The organism is Gilliamella sp. W8128 (genome assembly GCF_016100545.1).
Taxonomy (GTDB): domain Bacteria; phylum Pseudomonadota; class Gammaproteobacteria; order Enterobacterales; family Orbaceae; genus Gilliamella; species Gilliamella apis.
The window spans coordinates 146,011-163,071 of sequence record NZ_JACFSE010000001.1 but is presented as its reverse complement, the minus strand read 5'-3'; the positions used below and the strand labels follow the sequence as shown (position 1 = coordinate 163,071).

The window sequence follows — 17,061 nt, the reverse complement described above, 5'->3', positions numbered from 1 at the left end:
TATGATACAAATTAAACAGTAGGAGATGAGTATGTACAAAAAGACAAAACTAACCAAATTAGTGTTATCATTAGCAATGCTAGGCCTAATGAGTGGTGCCGCTGTTGCAGAAGAACTAAGTGGTACATTGGCTAAGATCAAAGAAAGCGGTGTAATTGTTGTTGGTCATCGAGAGTCTTCTATCCCATTTTCCTACTATGGTGAAAAACAAGAAGTTATCGGTTATTCTCAAGATTACTCTAACTTAATTGTAGATGCAGTCAAAAAAGAACTAAACTTACCGGATCTTAAAGTTAAATATTTACCTGTTACCTCTAAGACTCGAATTCAATTACTAAATAACTATACCTATGATTTTGAATGTGGTTCCACAACAAACAATCTTGAACGTCAAAAGACTGTAGATTTTTCTGACAGTATTTTTATTGTAGGTACCCGATTCCTTGTTAAAGCAGATAGTAATATCAATAGTATTGAAGATTTAAAAGGAAAAAATGTAGTGACTACCGCTGGTACTACATCTGAAGTCCGTTTAAATCAAATTAACAATAAAGAAAAATTAGGTATTCGTATTATTACGCCAAAAGATCATGGTGATGCATTTAATGCTCTTGAAACTGGTCGTGCTGAGGCATTTTTAATGGATGATGCACTTTTAGCCGGTGAGCGTTCACGTGCAATTAACCCAGCTGAATGGAAAATTGTCGGTGAGCCATTATCTTATGAATCTTATGGTTGTATGTTAAGAAAAGGCGATACCCAATTTAAACAATTAATGGATAAAACCATTGCTGATGCCCAAAAATCAGGAAAAGCATTAGAATCTTATAACAAATGGTTCACTCAACCTGTTCCACCAAAAGGAGCGAATATGGCTCTAACAATTTCACCAAAAATGGTTGAGCTTTTTGCAAATCCAAATGATAAAGCATTAGATTAATACTTTTCTCATCTTTCTAATCCTATGTACTAAATGTATGTTGCATTTAGTACATAATCTAATTTAGTGAAATAAATATATTATGAGTTTCAATTGGACACTATTTTTTGAATCCACCCCGTATGGTGATGGAATTTATTTAAACTGGCTTTTTGACGGTATTATTGTAACCGTTTCATTAGCAGTTACTGCTTGGATTATTGCATTCATACTAGGATCACTAGTGGGAATCTGCCGAACATTAGAAAATAAATTTCTAAATCGTTTTGCAGCCGGTTATATCCAACTATTCCGTAATATCCCATTACTAGTACAAATGTTTTTATGGTACATGTTATTTCCAGAAATTCTATCTGGAAGTTTAAAAACATGGTTTATATCTGGTTTATCACCTGATGTCAGTGCATTTATCACGGCGGCAATTGCTTTAGGTCTGTTTACTTCTGCACGTATTGCAGAACAAGTTAGAACCGGTATTCAAACTTTACCCATAGGTCAGCGTTATGCCGCTATTGCACTTGGTTTAACAAATCGACAAGCATATATGTATGTTCTACTACCTAATGCTTATCGTCGTATTATTCCACCACTAACGTCTGAAATGACCAATATCATTAAAAATTCATCAGTTGCATCCACCATTGGATTGATAGATTTGATTGGTCAAATAGATCGCATTAACGATGCAACTAACAGCATTGTTGAAATATTATGTGGAGTAACGATTGCATTTATGTTGATAAACTATGCCGTACTAACCATTATGCGTTTTGTTGAAAAACAAACCCGCTTACCTAATATGAATCATGGAGGATAACATGCAACTACTAAATTGGATTGCAGATATACCTTCATTGGTATCAGACAATTATCATCTACTATTAAGTGGGTTATGGTTAACCGCTAAAATTACATTTACAGCCGTCGTATTTGGTATTGTTTGGGGGACAGTATTAGCTTTAATGCGTTTATCAAATAATAAAATACTAAATATTTTTGCTAAATGTTATGTCAATTTATTCCGTTCCATTCCATTACTATTAGTTTTGTTATGGTTCTATTTAGCGTTACCACAAGTTATTAAACATATATTTAATTTACCGCCTTATGCTGATGTTAGGATTGTTTCAGCAATGATCGCATTTGCTTTATTTGAAGCAGCTTACTATTCTGAAATCATTCGTGCAGGGATTAATGCGGTTGCTAAAGGTCAATATCATGCGGCTTACGCATTAGGTATGACCAAAAGTCAGGCAATGCGTTTGATAATATTACCACAAGCATTTAGATCAATGGTGCCATTGTTGTTAACACAAGGTATTATCTTGTTCCAGGATACCTCTTTGGTTTATGTGATGAGCTTAATTGATTTATTTGGCGCCAGTGTTACCCAAATTGGTACGGTTCAGGGTGGTACTGTTAAATATTCAATGATTATTTTTGCAGCAATAAGTTACTTTATAATTTGTTATACTGCTTCTCGTTTAGTTAATTATTTCAAGAAAGGGATAAGTCGATGATCTCCTTAGAAAATGTATCAAAATGGTACGGAAAATTTCAAGTATTAAAAAACTGTACTACAAGAGTAGGTAAAGGTGAAGTTGTTGTTGTTTGTGGGCCTTCTGGTTCAGGTAAATCAACACTAATCAAAACCGTAAATGCTCTAGAACCTATTCAACAAGGTAAAATTATTATTGATGGTACTGAGATTACAAATCCATCGACTAATTTAGCAAAACTGCGTTCAAAAGTGGGAATGGTATTTCAACACTTCGAGCTTTTCCCTCATTTAACAATTTTGAAAAATTTGACACTTGCTCAAATTAAGGTATTAGGCCGATCAAACGAAGAAGCGCGTGAAAAAGCGCTATCGCTATTAGATCGTGTTGGCTTATTGGCTCATGCAGATAAATTCCCAGCTCAACTATCTGGTGGTCAACAACAACGTGTTGCAATCGCTCGAGCACTATGTATGGATCCTGTCGTTATGCTATTTGATGAACCAACCTCGGCTCTTGATCCAGAAATGGTTAATGAAGTACTAGATGTTATGGTTGAATTAGCTTATGAAGGCATGACAATGATGGTTGTTACCCATGAGATGGGCTTTGCACGTAAAGTTGCACATCGCGTGATCTTTATGGATGCTGGTGAAATCATTGAAGATACCTCAAAAGAACAATTCTTTACCAATCCACAATCAGATCGTGCTAAAGACTTTTTAGCTAAGATCATTCACTAATAGATAAAAAAGCACCAGCTATAATACAATAAATTGGTGCTTTATCTATATCAGCAATAATTTAAGTGTCGCTACTATTGTAGAACATTTTTTATTTGTTCAACTAGGCCACTTTCTCGATGTATTTGACTTTTCACTACACGATCTAAAATTTTAGCATCAGAATAAATTGAGACTGTTTTTTTAGCCCTTGTTATTGCCGTATAGAGTAATGATCGATTAAGTAGTGGTGAAAATTCTGTTGGTAGAATAATATTGACATGATCAAATTCAGAACCTTGGGATTTGTGGATAGTCATTGCATAGGCAGTTTCATGCTCCGGTAATCGATAGGGAGAAAAACCTTTAATAGAACCATCAGAAAAAGGGAAATAAACCCGTAATTTTGAGTGATCATGTTCAGCCGTAAGAGTGATACCAATATCACCATTATATAAACCTAATGAGGTACTATTACGTAAGATCATAATTGGCCGACCAATATACCATTGATCACGATTATTTAATTTAATCAATTTATGTTTGGCTAATAATGATTCAATTTGCTTATTTAACCCACCTACCCCAAATTTACCTTCACGTACAGCACACAGTAAACGACACTCAGCAAATTTACTTAAAACATTGGCAATATCATTATTTTGATGATGTTTAATAGCATTTAGATAATTTTTATAATGTGCTACACAATCATCTAAAACAGCTTGGTAAGTTTGACTTGAAGATAATTCATAATAACAAGCATCTGGTAAAGCTTTATTGGCTAGCAGTTTTTTAACCGCTTGCAATTGACCTTCTTTAACGGCATTAGCCAACAAGCCTATTCCTGAAGACTCGTTAAAACGATAACTTTTTTTCAATAAACAGATACTATCGGTGATCATACTTGCTGGTTGGTCTGCGATTGGAATAGTATAGCCAGTTAATTGACTTAGTTCATCAGCCCTAGATTGACTATATCCATTTAAAATAAAGTCACATAAGTCACCAAATACTGCACCGGCTTCAACAGAAGATAGCTGATCTTTATCACCCAATAAGATTAAGCGAGCACAATTAGGCAGAGCCTCAATAATTCTTGCCATCATATTCAGATCAACCATTGACGCTTCATCAACTACAAGAACATCAATATGTAATTGGTTGTGTTTATTATAATTAAATGAGCGATTATCAGTTTTTGCACCTAATAAACGGTGCAGAGTCACGGCTTCAGTTTGAATATTTAATGATTCAAAAGATAACTGCTCAATTGCTCGACTGAGAGATTCGGTTAACCTTGATGCAGCTTTGCCAGTTGGTGCTGCTGCCACGATTCGCGTGGTAGGATCATTTAAGACTATTCCTGCTAAGATTTTAGCTACTGTAGTTGTTTTACCTGTACCTGGGCCACCTGAAATAATGGCAATTTTACGAGTTAGCGCCACCGCAACCGCAATTTTTTGCCAATCAATAGTTGTATTATTATCAACAAATAGTTGGTCGAGAATATTTTTTAAGTCGATCGATTTACTTGATGTAATATTCAACTGTGGTTGATTAAAAAACTGTGCAACATGACGTTCATCTAGCCACATACGTTGAAAATAAAGTTTATTTTCAATAAAAATAAGTGGCGCAAGTTGCTTCCCATCACTTACTACCTGTTTATTTGAAGCTACACAGAGTACATTAACCCAATCTTCAACTGTTGGAGCATTGAGTTCCTGCCAAAGTTGTGGATCGATAAATTGTTGATTCAGGCGAGTAATATCAAGACAAACATGACCTGACCTGACTTCCTGACTTAACGATATAATTAAAAAGGCAAAACGTTTACTAATAATTTCATCGTTGCCATCAACTTTATTGACCAAAAATTGTGCCAAATGAAGATCGAGTAAACTGATCTGACTGTTTTGCTTAAATTGCTCGAACCAATTAGTTAACATAGTTTATACTTTGTTTTATAAGGTATATCATCCATAAAGATATTTCTTTATCATTTGGAAAAGTGAGTTTAAAGCTTAAATTAAGATCTTTAGTTTCACTTATGTTAAAGTAAATTGCCAAGTTAATAATTTAGTTTGTTTATAATATTGAACACCATCATATTTGTCATCATCTAGTATTACTATTTTATTTAAAATTACCGATAGCTGATCATTAATTACAATATCAATTAGCAATGTTTTGTTATTTTAACATCAATAGTATAAGCATACTTTTGTGAAATATCATTACTAAATAACGAAGTAGTTGAAGTTTCTTCAACATTGAGGTTGCAGATGATTAAATTAATCTTATAAAAAATAGTTATTTACAGTTTTTATGATAAATCATTATTCATTCAGCATAAGATTTAAATTACAAATCAAAAATATTTATTTTTTGTTTAGTATATTGAACATTTATAAAAAATGATGTAAATTTTGTTACAGATAAAAAACAAAAAGGAGGCGGTATGGATGGTTTCAATTATTTAAAAGCAGCCATAAAACGCAAAAAATTATCCTTACAGACTGTTGCTGATGCTTGTCAGATGACTAAAGGTTATTTGAGTCAATTGATCAATGATAAAATTAAAAATCCAAGCGCACAGAAATTACAATCACTTCATCATTATTTGCAAATAGACTTAGCTAGCAAAAATAAAAAAGTTGGAGTGATTTTTGGAAAATTTTATCCATTGCATACTGGTCATATTTATTTGATTCAACGTGCAATTAGCCAAGTTGATGAACTTTATATTATTCTTTGTTCCGATACTATCCGGGATATGGCGTTATTTGAAGAAAGTGCTATGTCACGCCAACCAACGATCAATGATAGGATTCGTTGGTTGTTACAAACATTCAAATATCAAAAAAATATCCATATTGAACTTTTAGAAGAAGATGGTATTCCGGCTTATCCAAATGGTTGGAATGAATGGAGTGATAGAGTCAAAAAATTATTTAAAGAAAAAGGCATTAATCCTAGTTGCGTCTATTCAAGTGAACCACAAGATGTAGCCATGTATAAAGATTTATTCGATTTAGACACCGTACTTATCGATCCTACTCGGCAATTTATGCAAGTCAGTGGTACTCAAATTCGTCAAGCCCCATTAAAAAATTGGCAATATATACCAACAGAAGTGAGACCATTTTTTGTGAGAACGGTAGCTATTCTTGGTGGTGAATCAAGCGGTAAATCGACATTAGTAAATAAATTAGCCAATATGTTTAATACCACTAGTGCTTGGGAATATGGCCGTGATTATGTATTTTCTCACCTTGGTGGCGATGAACGAGCATTGCAATATGCTGACTATGATAAAATTGCATTAGGGCATGCTCAATATATTGATTTCGCAATAAAACATGCTAACAAAGTGTCATTTATTGATACCGATTTTATTACGACTCAAGCGTTTTGTAAAAAATATGAAGGTAAAGAACATCCTTTTTTACAAGCTATGATCAATAATTATCGATTCGATCTAGTTATCTTATTAGGTAATAACACACCGTGGGTTGCTGACGGATTAAGAAGTTTAGGCAGTCCAAAACAGCGAAAAGATTTTCAACAATTGCTGATTTCATTGTTAGAAAAAAACCATATCAAATACATCCAAATTGATTCACCCGATTATGAAGAACGCTATTTGCGAAGTATCGAATTAGTCAATCAACTTATTAATGATGAAGAGTAATGATTATGAATAAATTAAGCCATTTTGTCATAGCTATTGGCCGCAATAAATTTTATCCATTGTTTTGTATTATTTGTGTCACCGGAGCATATATATATACGGATCCAATTAATGATTTCAATATACGCTATGCAGTATCATACGCTGGCGCATTTTTAGGATTGTTATGTGTAATCTTATTAGCTAAACGCAAAAATTTAGGTAATGTGCTTGGTATGCTAGCAGTAATCGCTGAATGTTGTGCAAATTTCCTTGGTGGCAATATTGGAGCAGGTTTACCAACGTTTTACTATTTTGGCTCACATATTTATGGCATATTAACTTGGCAAAAAAATCTAGATAATAATAAAAGCGTTAAAGTTCGTACTTTAAATGAAAATGCCTTTTTATATGCGTTAATATTCCTCATTGCGGCTGCTTTTTTCAATATTTATTTAACTAATGAAATCGGCGCAATAAATACCTCCTACCAACTTATTACTAACTGCTTTATATTCGGGCTAGGCGTAGTTGCTCAACTTTTATTAATGATGAGATATGCTTTCAATTGGTATTTATGGGTCTTATTAAATGTATTAGTTATTAGTTTAAATATTTATACTGACAATATTGTTATCGCAACTCAGTATTTAATTTATCTGTTTAATGCAGTATACGGTATTTGTGAGTGGAAACTTTCCGAACAAAAAGAAAAAGAGAAGAAAAATTAATTTTCGATAAATGAAAGAGAATAGTTAAATTGAAAAAGGAGCAAATAATCAAATTATTCGCTCCTTTTTCATTATTCTATATCACCATCAACAAGCGGAACAAATTTCACTTCACCAATATTCTGAGTAATAAAATTATCACCATCTCGCTCAATTAATTGTAACGTTTGCTGGTTTTTACCTACAGGTAACACTAGTCGCCCTTTGTCGGCTAGTTGTGTCAGCAGACTCGAAGGCACTTCGGTTGCTGCTGCAGTTACAATTATGCCATCAAATGGCCCACGTTCTGGCCAACCTTGCCAACCATTACCATGCCGAGTTGAAATATTATGGATATCAAGTAACTTTAATCGTCGTTTGGTATTCCATTGTAAGCTTTTTATTCTTTCTACTGAAAAAACATGATTAACTAGTTTGGCTAAAACTGCTGTTTGATATCCTGAACCGGTACCAATTTCAAGTACTCTAGCATTAGGCGTTAAGTTTAATAATTCGGTCATTTTAGCAACAATATAAGGTTGAGAAATAGTTTGACCACTACCAATAGGTAACGAGCGATCATCATAAGCTTGATGTGAAAGCGCTTCATCAACGAACTTTTCACGTGGTATTGAAGCTATAGCTTCTAAAACACGATCATCTTTTATGCCCTGCTGGCGTAATAAGTCAATCAACTGCTGCCTTTTTAAACTTTGCATTTAAATTACTCATTTCCAATAATCAATTCACGTAATACACTTGTTGCATAACAACCCGAAGGTAAATAAAAACTGATATCTAAGTTATTTTCATCTCGCCATTGCCACTCTAGTTGCTCAGGACGTAACAATATTGAGCGTCGCATCGTTTCAACCCGTTCCTTTCTAAATAACTCAGTAAAACAAGACCAATTTTCCAAACAACTTTGTTCAAATGTTAAAGCAATAGATTCAGTACCTAATCCTGAATCCCCCACCAAAGGAGCGGTAATATTAATCTCACCATTTTGTAAACGTTGTTGTAAAAGTGATAATTCCTCAGTTTTAGACAAAAACCAACTATTACTTTTTGATAATTGTAATATATCCCCATCAACAACTGTTTGCTGAATCTGGCGTTGAATCCTTTGACTGACTATATCATTAAAAATAGCACTACGTGCAGCAGAAAGATAAAAACTTCGTTTTTTACGGTCTTTAACTGAAATTTCACCATTAGCCCACTTTATTGCTTGATGAATATTATTTTGCTCACGTCCAAATCGTTGTTCGCCAAAATAATTAGGAACACCATGCTGTTTAATTAACTCTAATTTTGATTCGACTTCTTGTTGACCAGTCAAATTTCTTAAAACAATTTTAAATCGGTTACCTTTTAAAGCCCCTATTTTCAATTTTTTATTATGCCGAGTAACCTGCAATATTTGACAACCAGTTAAATCAAATTGTGAAAAATCTGGGGTATCTTGCCCTGGCATATGCAAACTAAACCATTGTTGGGTAACAGCTTGGCGATCTTTAAGACCTGCATAACTGACATTTTTCGCTGAAATACCGACATATTTAGCTAACTGTTCAGCCACAAATACCGTATTACAATCTTTCTTTTCGAGATAAACTAAAACATGTTCACCTTCACCAGTTAAATCAAAACCTAGTTCTTCGATAACAATAAAATCTTCATATTGTTGCTTATATAAACCATGGCTTGTTGGTTTACCATAAAAATAATTGAGCTCTGCTAACACGTAATCGCCTATTGTCTAATTTATCTCTATTTCTTTGCTAATAACACTACTGCTTCACAAGCTATACCCTCTTTACGGCCAGTAAAACCTAATTGTTCAGTAGTCGTTGCTTTGACACTAATCTGATCAAAATGAACTTGCAAATCTTCAGCAATATTAACCCGCATTTGATCTACATGAGGTCTCATTTTAGGTTCTTGTGCAATAATAGTAGTATCTAAATTAATTAATTTATAACCTTTAGATTGGATAATACCATACACTTCTTTCAATAATAATCGGCTATCTATACCTTTGTATTTAGGATCTGTATCTGGAAATAATTTACCAATGTCTCCTAAAGCCAATGCACCAATTAATGCATCAGTAATAGCATGTAATACCACATCACCATCAGAATGAGCAACAAGACCAAACTGATAAGGGATTTTCACTCCAGCTAATGTAATTGGCCCTTCACCACCAAATTTATGGACATCAAACCCATGACCGATTCGCATAATCTACCTATATTAATTTTGATTAGTTAAATAAAATGATGCTAAGTTTAAATCTTCTGGTCGAGTAATTTTTATATTATCTCGACGACATTCAACCAATAATGGATGACCACCACAATACTCTATAGCCGATGCTTCATCAGTAATTGCAATATTATTTTTTAAGGCTTTACTTAAACACATTTTAAGTTCACCAGCATTAAATAATTGCGGCGTAGCAGCTCCCCATAAATAAGTTCGATCGATAGAGTGAGCAATAACAGTTTGATTATCTCTATAAGCTTGTTTAATCGTATCACTTAGTGGTGTTGCTAATATTCCACCCTTATTTTCGTGTAATACTCGATTAATTAATTTTGTAATATCTTCATGAGTAACACATGGCCTTGCGGCATCATGAACTAAGGCCCATTGGTTATCATTAACTAAATTTAAACCTGCTAAAACAGAATCAGCTCGAGTTTCACCACCATAAGCCACTTTAACATTATCTTGCGATGCGAGTTCAAGTGTATTAAAAAATTTATCCTCAGGACTGATGACCACCACTACACAGGAAATATTGGGATGAGTTAACAATTTTTGTATAGTATGTTCCAATATTGTCATTGGACCAATTTTTAGATATTGTTTAGGTAATTGGCTTTTCATGCGACAACCCACTCCTGCAGCAGGAACGATTGCGATAATATCACTATTATTTGTCACGTAATACCTTATTGTTTTGCTTTAGAATCAATAATTATTCGATAAAAATACTCATTGGCCTTAACCATGCCTAAATGACTGCGAGCTCTTTCTTCAATCGCTTCATAGCCTTTTTGCAAATCGTCAACTTCTGCAAACATCTGTTCGTTACGAGCTTTCAACATATCATTCTCTCGATGCAGATTCTGTAACATTTGCACATTTTCTTGATAATCATAAATGTTATTCTTCCCATACCACAATGAGTACTGTAAATAACCCAGCACTAGTAGTAATAAAAACGGAATTTTCCACCTAATCATAAGTTTAATTTATCTCTTAACTTAAATACATTTAACAGGTTTTGGTAAGCCTGCAAGTTTAGTTGCTTGTTTAGCTGGACCATCAGGAAATAACTTATATAAATACCTACTATTGCCCTTTTCTGGACCAAATTTTTTTTCCATTGCTTTAACTAATGCACGAATTGCCGGTGAAGTTTTATATTCTAAGTAAAAATCACGAACAAATAAAATCACTTCCCAGTGAGCATCAGTTAACTCTATAGATTCTAAAGTAGCTAATTCAGGTACTAAATCAACAGTCCAATCCTGCCAATTTTTTAAATACCCTTTATCATCAGTGTCTATTTGATTTAACATTTTTCAAAACATAACTTAATATTTACTGCGTATTATACTCGATTAATAAGATTGCAACACTAGTTTTGGCGAGTAAACAATCTAGTTTTGTTGAATTTCGCCTGAATTTGGCGAAAATTAAAGCAGTCGATAAAAAATATTAAATTTACTATTTACAAACAAGTCCGTCTCCTTTAATATTCACAGCCATTGCGGAAGTGTGGCTGAGCGGTTGAAAGCACCGGTCTTGAAAACCGGCGAGGGGCGACCCTCCCAGAGTTCGAATCTCTGCGCTTCCGCCATCTTCTTTAAATATTATCTAAAAATCAAAAAGTTGAAATGGAATTTTTTTCAGTCTGCCATCTAGTATACCACTTTAGTTAAATAATCTTACAATCTTAAATAAGTTCTCATCTGCCAATATTTTAAGCCAATACGCACTAACTTATGGCTAAAACGGCTAAATTAGCCGAATTAGCAAAAAAATAATGAAATTTTTTTAAATTTAAAACACTAATTAAAAAAGTAAGTTTAGAGTAAAGCCTAACTCCTTTTTTATTTGGAATTTTATTGGTTTTTATTTAGCAATACATGTAATTTGTTATGTTGAGGGTAAAACTCTAAGTAATCAGCCACTTCATGCTTATCTGGATACCCTTTTTGATCAACAGCCATAATTAAACTTGGTAGCTGATTCATTGCTCTTGGTGTAAACAACCGCATACTATCGTCTAGGCCAGACGTCTCCTATACGTTCATCTCTTTCTAATATAAGAACTGTGATATCTTTTTAGTCAGAAATGATGCTAAACACAGTCCAGCTTGTCCAGCACCGATGATTACACAGTCGTAAGTCATGAATTATATCCTCTAATAGATATATGTTGGGTGAGCATATATCAATTCAAAGGTTATTTAATTGAATAAACTAGCTATATTAAATCTCTCATTCTTTTTTTTAAATGAAAATAATTGTCAAAGAATAAATAACTATTTGAAATATAGAGAGTTAAATAAATGAATAATTTTTTTTTATAAAATGAAGTCAGCTTATTTGTTCAAGACAATATTACTCACCCATTTATATAATGCAGTTAACTTTTCACAATCTAATAACCAAACAAGAGATGGAATAACATAATGGAAAATAATAAGGCAGTGGCTATGTCTGTGAATTTTTTACTCGGTTGTAGGGGTAATTATATTACGGGTCAAACTCTAGTTATTGATGGTGGAATGTCTGCTTAATGAAACAGCATTTTGTGATGCTGTTCATAGAAGCAATGATTAAAATGAAAGATGTAAATGGAGTGTAGGATGGAAAACAACACCGATGGCCGACAATTCAATGGTTTAAAACGATATAAAAAATTGATTATTTTATCTGTTATTTTCCTAGTTTCAGGGATAGGATACTTCATTTTTTGGTACATGTTTTCTCGGTTTACAGAATCTACAGATAATGCGTATGTTATGGGAAATCAAATTCCAATTCATACTCAAATAAGCGGAGGAATCTCCTCCATTTACGTTGATGATAATGACTTTGTAAGAAAAAAAGATGTTATCGCTCAATTAGAATCAATTGATGCTGAAAATAATTTTAGTTATGCAAAAAATGAATTAGCCAAGGTAATAAGAGAAATTCAACAGATCAAACTGACAACTGAAAAATTGTCAGCAAGTATTCAATTAAAGCAAGCGACATTAGATAAATTAGAAAAAGATTTAGCTCGGAGAGAAGGCCTTTGGTCTCGTAATGCTATTTCAAAAGAAGAAATAGAGCATGCTAGGCAAGATGTATTAATTGCGTTAAATGACTTAAAAATTTCCAAGCAAGAGTTAGAAATTAATAATGCCCTATTAATGCAGAATTCATTATTAGAACAACCACGTATTCAGCAAGCTATTTCTAAACTAAAGGAAGCTTGGCTTAACTTAAAACGAGTAACAATTGTTTCCCCTGTCACTGGATATGTTTCGAGGCGCCAAGTCCAAGTTGGAACACAGGTTAATAGAGGAGAACGATTATTAGTTATTGTTCCTTTGGATCAAGTTTGGGTAGAAGCTAACTTTAAAGAAGTTCAATTAAAACACATTCGAATAGGACAAAAAGTTAAGTTAACTAGTGATTTTTATGGAGATGATATTAAATTCGACGGGGTGATTACAGGAATTGCTATGGGAACGGGAAGTGCATTTTCGTTATTACCAGCACAAAATGCAACAGGAAATTGGATTAAAGTAGTTCAGCGTTTACCTGTTCGTATTGAATTGAATAAAGAGCAAATTAAGGAATATCCATTACGGGTAGGGTTATCTATGTATGTAACAGTGGATACCAGTGATGTAAGTGGAAAATTACTTACTGATATTTCACCTCAAGAAATTAAATATCAAACAGATGTACTTGCTTACGACTTAGATGAATTCGAGCAACTAGTACGAGAAATTATGCAAAATAACTTAATTTTAGAGAGTAATATTCAGTGAATCATAAAATGTCACCATTATATCTATCAGGTGCAAAATTAATTGGGCTTATTGTTGCATTGGCAACAGTGGCCTTCTTACAAATTTTAGATTTAACAATTGCCAATGTAGCTCTCTCTACTATTGCTGGAAACCTAGGAACATCAAGTAGCCAAGCAACATGGGTAATTACATCATTTGCCGTATCCAATGCCATTTCAATTCCTATATCTGGATGGCTAGCTAAATACTTTGGGGAAGTTAAATTATTTTTGTTTTCAATTTTGTTGTTTGTATTTGCTTCTTGGTTATGTGGTGTCTCCAACAGCCTTGAAATGTTAATTATTTCACGAGTACTACAAGGTGCGGTTTCTGGACCAATTATTCCTCTTTCTCAAAGCTTATTATTAGCTAACTCTCCAGATTCCAAAAAAAATATGTCTTTAGCAATATGGTCGATGACTATTATTATTGCTCCCGTCTGCGGACCTATTTTGGGTGGATGGATAAGTGACAATTTATTTTGGGGCTGGATTTTTTTACTAAATGTGCCAATTGGTCTAATAGCATGGATAAGTATTAGAATATTATTAAAAGGACGAGAAACAGAAATAAGTAAATCTCGAATAGATACTATCGGGCTTGCTTTATTAATATTTGGTGTTGGTAGTTTACAGCTAATTTTAGATAGAGGAAAAGAACTGGATTGGTTTAATTCATCTGAAATTATTATTTTATCTGTGATAGCGTTAGTAACACTTTCTTTTTTTGTTCTTTGGGAAATGACATCGAATCATCCTATTGTTGATCTATCTTTATTTAGATCAAGAAATTTTACAGTAGGGACGATTTGCATAAGTTTGGCATTTTTGCTACATATAGGCACATTAGTTATGCAACCACAGCTATTACAACGAGTTTTTGGTTATACTGCAACGTGGGCAGGATTAGCATTGTCTCCCATCGGTTTAGTTCCTATTGTTCTTGCTCCAATAGTCGGTCGTTTTGTTCCTTATTTAGATATGAGGAAGCTTGTGACTTTTGGTTTCATTGTTTTTGCTTTGTGCTTTTTTTGGAGAGCTTACTCGTTTGAGCCTAATATGGATTTTTCGAGTTCTGCATGGCCCCAATTCTTTCAAGGATTTGCGATAGCTTGCTTTGTTATGCCTTTGAATATAATAATTTTAACTGATATACCTTCGCACAAGTTAGCGGCAGCAGGAAGTTTATTTAATTTTTTTAGAACATTATCTACTTCCATTGGTACTTCTTTAACAAATTCATTATGGGAACATCGTGAAGCAATTCATCACAACCAACTAACTGATCTAATGAATCAAAATATACAAACGCTAGAATACACATATCGGCAGTTTCAGTTGCAAGGTTTTTCTGAAACTCAAGCTTCGGCAAAACTAGCACAAAATATTACTAATCAGGGGCTGGTAATCGCAACCAACGAAATTTTTTGGCTATATGGAATTATTTTTATACTATTAATCATAGTTGTTTGGTTTGCAAAATCAACCATTACATCAAAGAATGAAATAGAAAAATAGTTGGTTAGATAAGTACGTAAGTCATAACAAGATTATGATATTTTGAAAAATAAAAATGAACTTCAAAAACTTTATTGATCGGATTACCTACATGTAATGTACATGTTTTTTTTCTTTGTTTATACCTATGCAAAAAATATTTTCATATGAAAGTGTAATACCAGTTGAGCTAAACGCCTTATATAAACTCTCTTGGGCTGAAAATACTAAAGTAATGTAATGTGTTATGTCCATTATCATGTCACTGGGAGTGAAGCATTTTAGGATGGTTTGACTTAAATCAATTGTTTTTTGAGTGGACATTATTTTTTCTATATCAACGCCTATGCTTTAAACCTCATTTGAGTGTTTTGTTGTAACCGCAGTTACAAAATTATTAAAGTGAGATATTGAACCAGCTATGTTTTTAGATCATAAAACGGCTCCGTTGGAACTTTTTAGTCTCCAGTAATATTCTCCCTCGCGCAATAAGTTTTCTAATGCCATAGCAGAACACACTCTACCATCTAAGAACTCTATTTTTCTTCTTACTGGAAATTATTGAACGTCTTTTTTTAATTTTAATAGTAAATTATCAAAATTATTAATATTAAAATTATCTACTGAAAAATGGCAAAAAGATTGCGAAATATTTTGCGATCCTATAATAAAGTTTTTGGTGATAGGTTTAAAATAGCCAAAAATACGTTTGTATTGTTCTTGATTAACTTTATATATGATGTGTGTTATCCTTTAGTTAGTTAAAGTTAATCGAATTACGTATATATATAGTCTTTAAATATGGTTTATGTTACTGTTTTTAAGGACAAGGATGTTTATTTAGCAAGGATAAAATATCATGTTAGACAATGATTTGTTAGTTAAAGTGCACCGACAAAATTTATCTACATTGCTTTTTATAAACAATATCACGACGGATTGGCATCGTCACCCTTCTCTTCAATTGACAATATCATTGCACAATATGTCTTTTGAACTAGAAACACCAGATGAAAAAAAAGAGGTGTTTGGTTTTATTATTCAATCAAATGTTCCCCATAAACTGCGCGCACCAGATGTCTGTTGTATTAATTTGCTTATTGACCCAGAAGATCCCTATTATCACTTATTATCGCATTTTACTGAAACTAATCCTGTTTATTTTCTTACTAAAGAAGAAGCATTAAAAATTGCCAGTTATTTTATGAAGTCTGTTACTATAAGCCAACCATTTGAGCTTTATCACGTCTATAAGTTATTATGTGAGTCAGATCCTAATTGTTCATGTGATCAAGATAACCGCATTAATAAAGCAATCTCTATTATTTCATCATTACCCATAAAGCAAATTTCATCGAGGGAAATCGCCGAAAAAATACACCTTTCTGAAAGTCGCTTTCTTCATCTTTTTCGTTCTGAGTTGGGTATTAATTTCAGGGGTTACCTATTGTGGAAAAGATTGCAGGATGTAATTGATACACTCGACTCCCCTACAACACTGACAAAATTAGCCAATGATATGGGATTTTCTGATTCGGCTCATTTTAGTAGAACATGTTTATCTAGTTTGGGGCTGAGACCATCACAACTCAAACGAGCTTTAATAATTGATAATAAAGACACTATATGCGGAAAACATTACTGTTTGTACAGCGTATTTCAGGCATTACATACCTAAAATACACTGTATTATCGTTTATATACTACTAACTGAATATAAGATTCTTCGTTTCAGAAATATTGACCAAAGATTGCATTTGATTAATCGCAATACCATTGAGTTGTATCAAGCGTTCGCAAGTACTTATACCTTGATGAATTAAGACTAAGTTAATACTTTGCAGATTAGATAAAATGACTAATTGCTCTTTTGAATCATTATGTAAACAATTAACAATGCATCCGAATATGGAAAAAATACACTTGATA

General features: G+C 33.1%; 18 protein-coding genes, 1 tRNA gene and 1 pseudogene. 10 read left to right on the top strand and 10 right to left on the bottom strand.

The features are described 5' to 3' along the window. Positions 1–31: 31 nt before the first annotated feature. From H3U97_RS00745 to H3U97_RS00730, 4 genes are all read left to right on the top strand, one after another. Positions 32–940 (top strand): glutamate/aspartate ABC transporter substrate-binding protein, encoded by a 909-nt coding sequence (locus tag H3U97_RS00745; protein ID WP_086361967.1) that lies wholly within the window; start codon positions 32–34, stop codon positions 938–940. A gap of 82 nt (positions 941–1,022) precedes the next feature. Next, complete coding sequence (locus H3U97_RS00740; RefSeq protein WP_065578633.1) at positions 1,023–1,757, top strand: amino acid ABC transporter permease; 735 nt, start codon at positions 1,023–1,025, stop codon at positions 1,755–1,757. A gap of 1 nt (position 1,758) precedes the next feature. Continuing rightward, complete coding sequence (locus tag H3U97_RS00735) at positions 1,759–2,460, top strand: ABC transporter permease subunit (protein ID WP_034902150.1); 702 nt, start codon at positions 1,759–1,761, stop codon at positions 2,458–2,460. Beyond that, positions 2,457–3,182 carry an amino acid ABC transporter ATP-binding protein gene (locus tag H3U97_RS00730; protein ID WP_034902152.1) on the top strand — a complete coding sequence of 242 codons (726 nt, stop codon included), beginning with the start codon at positions 2,457–2,459 and terminating at the stop codon, positions 3,180–3,182. The genes H3U97_RS00735 and H3U97_RS00730 overlap by 4 nt, the downstream gene beginning before the upstream one ends. A 74-nt stretch (positions 3,183–3,256) precedes the next feature. On the opposite strand, the gene recD is transcribed toward H3U97_RS00730, so the two are convergent. Then, positions 3,257–5,113 (bottom strand): exodeoxyribonuclease V subunit alpha, encoded by a 1,857-nt coding sequence (gene recD, locus H3U97_RS00725; protein ID WP_198197567.1) that lies wholly within the window; start codon positions 5,111–5,113, stop codon positions 3,257–3,259. A gap of 512 nt (positions 5,114–5,625) precedes the next feature. On the opposite strand from recD, the gene nadR reads away from it, so the two are divergent. Both nadR and pnuC read left to right on the top strand, forming a co-directional pair. Then, the gene (gene nadR / locus H3U97_RS00720) at positions 5,626–6,858 is read left to right on the top strand and encodes a multifunctional transcriptional regulator/nicotinamide-nucleotide adenylyltransferase/ribosylnicotinamide kinase NadR (protein WP_034902156.1); all 1,233 of its coding nucleotides are present in this window, start codon (positions 5,626–5,628) and stop codon (positions 6,856–6,858) included. 5 nt (positions 6,859–6,863) lie between these two features. Continuing rightward, entirely contained in the window at positions 6,864–7,568 is a 705-nt protein-coding gene (pnuC, locus tag H3U97_RS00715; RefSeq protein ID WP_065614590.1) for a nicotinamide riboside transporter PnuC, read from the top strand. A 71-nt stretch (positions 7,569–7,639) separates the two neighbouring features. Here the strand turns inward: pnuC and H3U97_RS00710 are convergent, their stop codons facing one another. The 6 genes from H3U97_RS00710 to H3U97_RS00685 are packed head-to-tail and all read right to left on the bottom strand — an operon-like array spanning position 7,640 to position 11,143. Beyond that, positions 7,640–8,266 (bottom strand): protein-L-isoaspartate(D-aspartate) O-methyltransferase, encoded by a 627-nt coding sequence (locus tag H3U97_RS00710; RefSeq protein WP_034902158.1) that lies wholly within the window; start codon positions 8,264–8,266, stop codon positions 7,640–7,642. A gap of 5 nt (positions 8,267–8,271) precedes the next feature. After that, positions 8,272–9,294, bottom strand: coding sequence for a tRNA pseudouridine(13) synthase TruD (gene truD / locus H3U97_RS00705; protein WP_198197565.1), 1,023 nt, complete (start codon positions 9,292–9,294; stop codon positions 8,272–8,274). 26 nt (positions 9,295–9,320) lie between these two features. Then, positions 9,321–9,794 carry a 2-C-methyl-D-erythritol 2,4-cyclodiphosphate synthase gene (gene ispF, locus H3U97_RS00700; RefSeq protein WP_065614554.1) on the bottom strand — a complete coding sequence of 158 codons (474 nt, stop codon included), beginning with the start codon at positions 9,792–9,794 and terminating at the stop codon, positions 9,321–9,323. A gap of 12 nt (positions 9,795–9,806) precedes the next feature. Then, a complete protein-coding gene (gene ispD, locus H3U97_RS00695) occupies positions 9,807–10,502 on the bottom strand; it encodes a 2-C-methyl-D-erythritol 4-phosphate cytidylyltransferase (protein ID WP_198197563.1) in 696 nt (231 codons plus the stop codon). 8 nt (positions 10,503–10,510) lie between these two features. Beyond that, entirely contained in the window at positions 10,511–10,804 is a 294-nt protein-coding gene (ftsB, locus tag H3U97_RS00690; RefSeq protein WP_065614553.1) for a cell division protein FtsB, read from the bottom strand. 21 nt (positions 10,805–10,825) lie between these two features. Further along, positions 10,826–11,143, bottom strand: a complete 318-nt coding sequence (locus H3U97_RS00685; RefSeq protein ID WP_034902173.1) for a TusE/DsrC/DsvC family sulfur relay protein — start codon at positions 11,141–11,143, stop codon at positions 10,826–10,828. 193 nt (positions 11,144–11,336) lie between these two features. Here H3U97_RS00685 and H3U97_RS00680 point away from each other — a divergent pair. Continuing rightward, a tRNA-Ser gene (locus H3U97_RS00680) sits at positions 11,337–11,424 on the top strand. A gap of 265 nt (positions 11,425–11,689) precedes the next feature. Here H3U97_RS00680 and H3U97_RS00675 read toward each other — a convergent pair. Continuing rightward, positions 11,690–11,845, bottom strand: a complete 156-nt coding sequence (locus H3U97_RS00675) for a hypothetical protein (protein WP_198197561.1) — start codon at positions 11,843–11,845, stop codon at positions 11,690–11,692. Between the two features lie 582 nt (positions 11,846–12,427). Between H3U97_RS00675 and H3U97_RS00670 the strand changes: the two genes are divergently transcribed. Both H3U97_RS00670 and H3U97_RS00665 read left to right on the top strand, forming a co-directional pair. Continuing rightward, positions 12,428–13,615: an efflux RND transporter periplasmic adaptor subunit gene (locus H3U97_RS00670; protein ID WP_065578628.1), complete on the top strand. Its 1,188-nt coding sequence runs from the start codon at positions 12,428–12,430 to the stop codon at positions 13,613–13,615. An 8-nt stretch (positions 13,616–13,623) separates the two neighbouring features. After that, a complete protein-coding gene (locus tag H3U97_RS00665) occupies positions 13,624–15,153 on the top strand; it encodes a DHA2 family efflux MFS transporter permease subunit (RefSeq protein ID WP_198197557.1) in 1,530 nt (509 codons plus the stop codon). Positions 15,154–15,240: 87 nt separating this feature from the next. Here H3U97_RS00665 and H3U97_RS11515 read toward each other — a convergent pair whose 3' ends face one another. Then, positions 15,241–15,480 (bottom strand): 4'-phosphopantetheinyl transferase superfamily protein, encoded by a 240-nt coding sequence (locus H3U97_RS11515; RefSeq protein WP_370545666.1) that lies wholly within the window; start codon positions 15,478–15,480, stop codon positions 15,241–15,243. Positions 15,481–15,991: 511 nt separating this feature from the next. On the opposite strand from H3U97_RS11515, the gene H3U97_RS00655 reads away from it, so the two are divergent. After that, positions 15,992–16,810 (top strand): helix-turn-helix domain-containing protein, encoded by an 819-nt coding sequence (locus tag H3U97_RS00655; protein WP_086365027.1) that lies wholly within the window; start codon positions 15,992–15,994, stop codon positions 16,808–16,810. Positions 16,811–16,838: 28 nt separating this feature from the next. Here the strand turns inward: H3U97_RS00655 and H3U97_RS11510 are convergent. After that, positions 16,839–17,000: pseudogene (locus H3U97_RS11510) on the bottom strand (KilA-N domain-containing protein); the annotation flags it as partial. Between the last annotated feature and the right edge of the window lie 61 nt (positions 17,001–17,061).